6 protein-coding genes are annotated in these 7,025 nt (G+C 72.0%); all 6 read right to left on the reverse strand.

The annotated features are described in order from the left end of the window. Nucleotides 1-532: 532 nt before the first annotated feature. Nucleotides 533-1,810, reverse strand: a complete 1,278-nt coding sequence (tyrS, locus tag E1298_RS41870) for a tyrosine--tRNA ligase (protein ID WP_131902940.1) — start codon at nt 1,808-1,810, stop codon at nt 533-535. A 101-nt stretch (nt 1,811-1,911) separates the two neighbouring features. Further along, on the reverse strand, nt 1,912-2,541 hold the full coding sequence (locus E1298_RS41875) for a DNA-3-methyladenine glycosylase (protein ID WP_131902941.1): 630 nt from the start codon (nt 2,539-2,541) through the stop codon (nt 1,912-1,914). Nucleotides 2,542-2,665: 124 nt separating this feature from the next. Then, on the reverse strand, nt 2,666-4,084 hold the full coding sequence (gene argH, locus E1298_RS41880; protein WP_131902942.1) for an argininosuccinate lyase: 1,419 nt from the start codon (nt 4,082-4,084) through the stop codon (nt 2,666-2,668). Nucleotides 4,085-4,281: 197 nt separating this feature from the next. Next, entirely contained in the window at nt 4,282-5,484 is a 1,203-nt protein-coding gene (locus E1298_RS41885; RefSeq protein WP_131902943.1) for an argininosuccinate synthase, read from the reverse strand. 93 nt (nt 5,485-5,577) lie between these two features. Next, nucleotides 5,578-6,093 carry an arginine repressor gene (locus E1298_RS41890; protein ID WP_131902945.1) on the reverse strand — a complete coding sequence of 172 codons (516 nt, stop codon included), beginning with the start codon at nt 6,091-6,093 and terminating at the stop codon, nt 5,578-5,580. Further along, nucleotides 6,093-7,007: an ornithine carbamoyltransferase gene (argF, locus tag E1298_RS41895; protein ID WP_131902944.1), complete on the reverse strand. Its 915-nt coding sequence runs from the start codon at nt 7,005-7,007 to the stop codon at nt 6,093-6,095. The genes E1298_RS41890 and argF overlap by 1 nt, the downstream gene beginning before the upstream one ends. Nucleotides 7,008-7,025: the final 18 nt, after the last annotated feature.

Consider the following 7,025-nt stretch of genomic DNA (forward strand, 5'->3'; position numbering starts at 1 on the left):
CCCCACCACCGAACCAAACAAACAGAACGATGGCCACGGGGAGACCCGGCCAACCAACAGCCGGATCTATAAAGGCACTGGCTTTTAACACGCTGTTGAGTTCTCAAGAAACGGACACCCACCGCGCCAGACCCGCAACCGCAGGCCCCGCTCCGGGGCAACCCTTCAAGTCTAGCTGATCCGCCCGCTTTGTCAACTTTCGGCCGGTTCAGCCCTCCACGTCCCTTTTGGGCGCGACAAGAGTCCGCCAAGTTGGTCTGTGGAGGTTCCCCTTGGGGCCGGCCGCCTTGTCGGCGTCCCGCTCCCCCGTGGGGCTTGTAGAAGATTAGGTCGCTCGGGGAGGACCGTCAAATCGCGCCTCCGGAGCGCAAAATCCCTGGTCAGCAGCGGTTTTCGGGGTTCTGAACCGGCCCTGGGGCGGCTCCCTGTGACCGCACTGTGACGTGTATCTACGGAAGTTTGCCTTCCGAGTGACGAGCGCCCGTCCGCAAGGATCCGGACGGGCGCTCGTTCTTCGCAGGTCAGCGGCCGTTCACGACGACGTCACCTCGACGCCGCCCACGTTGCGCTTGCCGCGGCGCAGGACGAGGTAGCGGCCGTGCAGGAGATCGGTCGCCGCGGGGGCGGCGTCCTCCGACCCGACCTTGGCGTTGTTGAGGTACGCGCCGCCCTGCGCGATGGCGCGCCGGGCCTCGGACTTGCTCTTGCACAGGCCGGAGGCCGCCAGGAGGTCGGCCACGGTGGGCAGGTCGCCGGGCGGGACCTCGGTGCGGGGCACCTCGGCCAGCGCGGACCTGAGGGTCCGCTCGTCCAGTTCGTCCAGGGCGCCCTGCCCGAACAGGGCGCGGGACGCGGCCATGACCCGGGCGGTCTCGTCGGCGCCGTGGACGAGGGTGGTCATCTCCTCGGCCAGGGCGCGCTGGGGCGCCCGGGCGGCGGGACGGTCGGCGCCCTGCTTGACGAGCTCCTCGATCTCCTCGCGGGACCGGAAGCTGAACACCTTGAGGTACTTCTCGACGTCGCGGTCGTCGGCGTTGATCCAGAACTGGTAGAACGCGTACGGCGAGGTCAGGTCAGGGTCGAGCCAGTAGGTGTCGCCTCCGGCGGTCTTGCCGAACTTCGATCCGTCGGCCTTGGTGAGCAGCGGCGTGGTGAGGGCGTGCGCGCCGGCGCCCTCGACCCGGCGGATCAGGTCGGCCCCGGCGGTGAGGTTGCCCCACTGATCGCTTCCGCCGGTCTGCAACCGGCACCCGTACCGCCGGTACAGCTCCAGGTAGTCCATGGACTGGAGCAGGACGTAGCTGAACTCGGTGTAGCTCATCCCGGTGGTGTCGAGGCGGGCCTTGACGGTCTCGCGGGCCAGCATCCGGTTCACGGGGAAGTGCTTGCCGATGTCGCGGAGGAACTCGATGGCGGACATGGGCCCGGTCCAGTCGAGGTTGCTGACCATCGTCGCGCCGGTCGGGCCGTCGTGGAAGTCCAGGAACCGCGACACCTGGGCGCGGATCCGCTCGACCCAGCCCGCGACGGTCTCCTCGGAGTTCAGGACGCGCTCGGTGCTCTTGCCGCTCGGGTCGCCGATCAGGCCGGTGGCGCCGCCGACCAGGCCGAGCGGGCGGTGGCCCGCCTGCTGGAAGCGCCGCAGGACGAGGATCTGGATGAGGTTGCCCAGATGCAGCGAGGGTGCCGTCGGGTCGAACCCGCAATACAGCGTGACCGGCCCCGCCGCGAGCAGGGCCCCGAGTTCGCCCTGGTCGGTGGACTGCGCGATCAGGCCGCGCCACGCGAGGTCGTCCAGGATGTCGGTCACGTTCTCCCTCGTCTCCGCATGCTCTCCGGTACGTCCACCAGGGTGCCCGATGGACCACAGACCACGGTAACGATATTCAGGGGGTCACGGCCGGTGGGACGCTACTGGACGACCTTCTTGCGCTGCCTCGGGACGTGGGCGCGGTACGGCGACACGGTGGGGTCGCCGTCGATCCAGAACCGCCACGGGACCTCCTTGGCGCCGTTGACGCCGGTGCGAGGGCCCGTCCTGACGAGGGCGGGGTCCGCGGGGTCGCCCGCGAGGACGGTGAGGGGGCCGCCGGGCGAGCAGACGTCCAGGCCGTTCTGCTCGCGGGCGATGCCGAGGGCCTGGCACAGCCTGGCGGGGCCGCGGGCGAGGTCCCGGACGGTCGAGCGCGGGCGGCGGGCCTGGGCGATGTCCTCCCCGGAGATGATCTCACCCGCGCGGAGCAGCACCGCCGAGGACGTCCCGTCCGGCCCGCAGACGAGGTTCACGCAGAAGTGCATGCCGTAGGTGAAGTAGACGTAGGCGAAGCCGGGCGGCCCGAACATGACCGCGTTGCGCTGGGTCCGGCCCCGGTAGGCGTGGGACGCGGGGTCCAGGGGGCCCGCGTACGCCTCGACCTCGGTGAGCCTGAGCGCGACGTCGCCCTCCGGGGTGCGGTGCCGCAGCACCTGCCCGAGCAGGGACGGCGCGACCTCGTCGACCGGCCGGTCGAAGAACTCCCGTGGCAGCAACGCTCCGCTCATCGCCTCACCGTGTGCTCGTGTGGTGGATCCGCCGGTTCGTCAGCCTATGGGGCGTCAGGGACCGCGGCGACCGCCCGTCCCGGACGAGAACGGACGGGGACGGGCGGGCCGGACGGGCGGCGGCTCAGGCGTCGGAGCCGGTGGCCCAGGCGGCGTGCTCGTTGACCAGGGCGCGCAGTGCGTCGAGCTGCTCGCGGACGCGCTCGGGCGCGGTTCCGCCGTGGGCCTTGCGGGACGCGAGGGCGCCGGGGACGTTGAGGACCTCGCGGACGTCCGGCGTGAGGTGCGGGGAGACCTTGGCCAGCTCGTCGTCGGTGAGGTCGTCGAAGCCCTTGTCGTTGACCTGGCACCAGACGACCAGGTGCCCGACGACCTCGTGGGCGTCGCGGAACGCCACGCCGCGGCGGACGAGCAGCTCGGCCAGGTCGGTGGCCAGGGCGAAGCCCTCGGGAGCGAGCGCCTCCAGCCTGCCGGTGTTGACGCGCATGGTGGCGATCAGACCGGACATGGCGGGCAGGACGAGCAGGAGCGTCTCGACGGCGTCGAACACGCCCTCCTTGTCCTCCTGGAGGTCGCGGTTGTAGGTGAGCGGGAGGCCCTTGAGGGTGGTCAGCAGAGCGACGAGGTGGCCGATGAGCCGGCCGGCCTTGCCGCGCGCCAGCTCGGCGACGTCGGGGTTCTTCTTCTGCGGCATGATCGACGACCCGGTGGCGTAGGTGTCGTCCATCTCGATCCAGCGGAACTCCTGCGACGCCCAGAGGCAGATCTCCTCGCCGAGGCGGGACAGGTGCACGCCGATGAGGGCGGCGGCGAAGAGGAACTCGGCGACGAAGTCGCGGTCGGCGACGGCGTCCATGGAGTTGGGGGCGGCGCTGTCGAAGCCCAGCTCGGCGGCGGTGGCCCGCGGGTCCAGCGGCAGCGAGGACCCGGCGAGGGCGCCGGAGCCGAGCGGGGACACCGCGGCGCGCCGGTCCCAGTCGCGGAGCCGGTCGATGTCGCGGGTGAGCGGCTGGACGTGCGCGAGCAGCTGGTGCGAGAACAGCACGGGCTGGGCGTGCTGGAGATGGGTCATGCCGGGCGCGGCGACGCCGAGGTTGTGCTCGGCCTGCGCGATCAGCGCGGTCTCCAGCTCCACCAGGCGCGACACGACCTGGCGGGCGTGGTCGCGCAGGTAGAGGCGCAGGTCGGTGGCGACCTGGTCGTTGCGGCTGCGGCCGGCGCGCAGCTTGCCGCCAAGGGCGCCGAGGCGTTCCAGCAGGCCGCGCTCCAGGGCGGTGTGGACGTCCTCGTCGGCGACGGCGGGACGGAACTCGCCGGACCGGCAGGCGTCCTCCAGGTCGTCCAGGGCACCGATCATGCGCCCGAGCTCGTCGTCGGTGAGCAGCCCCGCCCGGTGCAGGACGCGGGCGTGCGCGCGCGAGCCCATCAGGTCGTACGGGGCGAGGCGCCAGTCGAACTGGACGCTCACCGAGAGCCGCGCGAGCGCGTCCGACGGGCCGCCCTCGAACCGGCCGCCCCACAGTCGCGTCGGTGCCTTGGTCACGTAGATCCTCTTCTTCCCACCGCTGTGCGTTCGTCGTCTCGTCTGCCATCCCACCACGCCGGGCGCGGACGCCCGCGCAGGACCACGCGTGCACGCGTGGTCCTGGCAGCGTTGCTCCTGGGGGCGGACCCCCAGACTCCCCGCGGCTGCGCCGCAAGGCAACGTGGCTCCGAGGCCAGCCTACGGGCAGGGCGGGGTCAGGCGCCGAGGTCCCGGTCCCGCTGGGCGGCGATCTTGCTGGGCAGGCTCCACAGCTCGACGAAGCCCTTGGCGAGGCTCTGGTCGAAGGTGTCGCCGGTGTCGTAGGTCGCCAGGTCGTAGCTGTAGAGGGACGCGTCGCTGCGCCGGCCGGTGACGACGGCGCGGCCGCCGTGCAGGGTCATCCGGATCTCGCCGGACACCTGCTTCTGGGTGTCGGCGATGAACGCGTCCAGGGCGTCCTTCAGCGGGGAGAACCACAGGCCGTCGTAGACGAGCTCGCCCCACCGCTGGTCGACGGACCGCTTGAAGCGGGCCAGGTCGCGCTCGACGGTGACGCTCTCCAGCTCCATGTGCGCGGTGATCAGCGCGATGGCGGCGGGCGCCTCGTACACCTCGCGGCTCTTGATGCCGACGAGCCGGTCCTCGACCATGTCGATGCGGCCGACGCCCTGGGCGCCCGCGCGCCGGTTGAGCTCGGCGATGACCTGGTACGGGGTGAGCGGACGGCCGTCCAGCGCCACCGGGACGCCCGCGGCGAAGGTGATGACGACCTCGTCGGCCTCGCGCGGCCGGCCGGGGTCGGCGGTGTAGTCGTAGACGTCCTCGATGGGCCCGTTCCAGATGTCCTCCAGGAACCCGGTCTCGACGGCGCGCCCCCACAGGTTCTGGTCGATGGAGTACGGGGACTTGGACGACACGTCGATCGGCAGCCCCTTCTCCTCGGCGAACGCGATGGCCTTGTCCCGCGTCCAGGCGTAGTCGCGGGCGGGTGCGATGACCTTCAGGTCGGGGTTCAGCGCGGACAGGCCCGCCTCGAACCGGACCTGGTCGTTGCCCTTGCCGGTGCAGCCGTGGGAGACCGACGTCCCGCCGAACCGCTCGGCGGCCGTCACCAGGTGCTTGACGATCAGCGGCCGCGACAGCGAGGACAGCAGCGGGTAGCGGTCCATGTAGAGGGCGTTGGCCTGGAGGGCCGGGACGCAGAAGTCCGCGGCGAACTCCTCCTTGGCGTCCACGACGACGGCCTCGGCCGCGCCGCAGGCGAGGGCCCGCTTGCGGATGGCGTCGAGGTCCTCGCCGCCCTGGCCGACGTCGACCGCCACCGCGATGACCTCGCCGCCGGTCTGCTCGGCGAGGAACGGGATGGCCACGGAGGTGTCCAGGCCCCCGGAGTACGCGAGTACGACGCGCTCGCTCATGGTCGTTATCTCCTGTGCAGAGTGTTCGAATGGGAAAGGCCGAGATGAGAAAGGCTGGGATGGGACAGGCTGGGACAGGGGCCGGCGCGGCCCCTAGCTTCGTCGTTCGCGTCCGCCCGTCAGCCTGAGGAGCGCCTGCGCGACGCCCTCTCCGCCCGCGGGGTCGCGAGCGATGACCAGGATCGAGTCGTCGCCCGCGACGGTGCCGAGGATCGACGGCCATTCGGCGTGGTCGATCGCCGAGGCCAGGTACTGCGCGGCCCCGGGTGGGGTCCGCACGATGACCAGGTTGGCCGACGCCTCGGCGGAGACGAGCAGCTCCGCCGCGATCCGCCCGAGCCGTCCGGTGAACGTCTCGGCGGCCCCGGTGCGGGCCCGCCGGATGCGCTCGCCGCCCTCGCCGGGCACGGCGTAGATGAGGCTGCCGTCGTCGGCGCGGAGCTTGACCACGCCGAGCTCGACCAGGTCGCGCGACAGCGTGGCCTGGGTGACCTCGACGCCCTCGTCGCCGAGCAGCTTCGCCAGCTCGCCCTGCGAGTGGACGGGATGGCGGGTCAGCAGCTCGATCACCCGGGCGTGCCGGGCGGCCTTGGTCATCGGGGTCGTCATCATGCCCGCTCCAGCAGCCACACCAGGAGGGCCTTCTGGGCGTGGAGCCGGTTCTCCGCCTCGTCCCAGACCCGGCTCCGGGGGCCGTCCAGGACGGACGCGGCGATCTCCCGGCCGCGGTAGGCGGGCAGGCAGTGCAGGACGATCGCCTCGGGGGCGGCGAGGGCGAGCAGTTCCTCGTCCACGGCGAACGGCTCGTACATGGAGGTGTCCTTGCCCTCCTGGCCCATCGACACCCAGGTGTCGGTGGCGAGGACGTCGGCTCCGGCGGCGGCGTGCGCGGGGTCGTGGGCGACGGTCACCGACCCGCCGGTCGCGGCGGCGATCCCGGTGGCGCGGGCCACGATGGCGGGGTCGGGCGGCAGCGAGGCGGGGGCGCCGATCCGGACGTGCATCCCGGCGGTGGCGCAGCCGAGCAGGTAGGAGTGGGCCATGTTGTTGGCGCCGTCGCCGAAGTAGGCGAGGGTGACCCCGGCGAGGCCGCCCTTGGCCTCCTGGACGGTCTGCAGGTCGGCCAGGATCTGGCACGGGTGGAAGGAGTCGGTGAGGGCGTTGACGACCGGGACCGTGGTCCCGGCGGCCATCTCCTCGATCCGCTCCTGCCCGCCCGTCCGCCACACGATGGCGCTGACCTGCCGCTCCAGCACGCGGGCGGTGTCGGCGATCGTCTCGCCGCGGCCGAGCTGGCTGGTGCCGGCGTCCATGACGAGGGGGTTGCCGCCCAGCTCGGCGATGCCGGCGGTGAAGGACAGCCGCGTCCGGGTGGACGGCTTGTCGAACAGGACCGCGACGGACTTGGGGCCGTCCAGCGGCCGGAAGCCGAACCGGTCCTTCTTGGCCTGGGCGGCGAGGCCGAGGACCTCGGCCTGCTCGGCGGGGGTGAGGTCGTCGTCCCGGAGGAAGTGCCTGGTCATGGTCAGCTCTCCTTGGCG

This window comes from Actinomadura rubrisoli (assembly GCF_004349215.1).
GTDB classification, from domain to species: Bacteria; Actinomycetota; Actinomycetes; order Streptosporangiales; family Streptosporangiaceae; genus Spirillospora; species Spirillospora rubrisoli.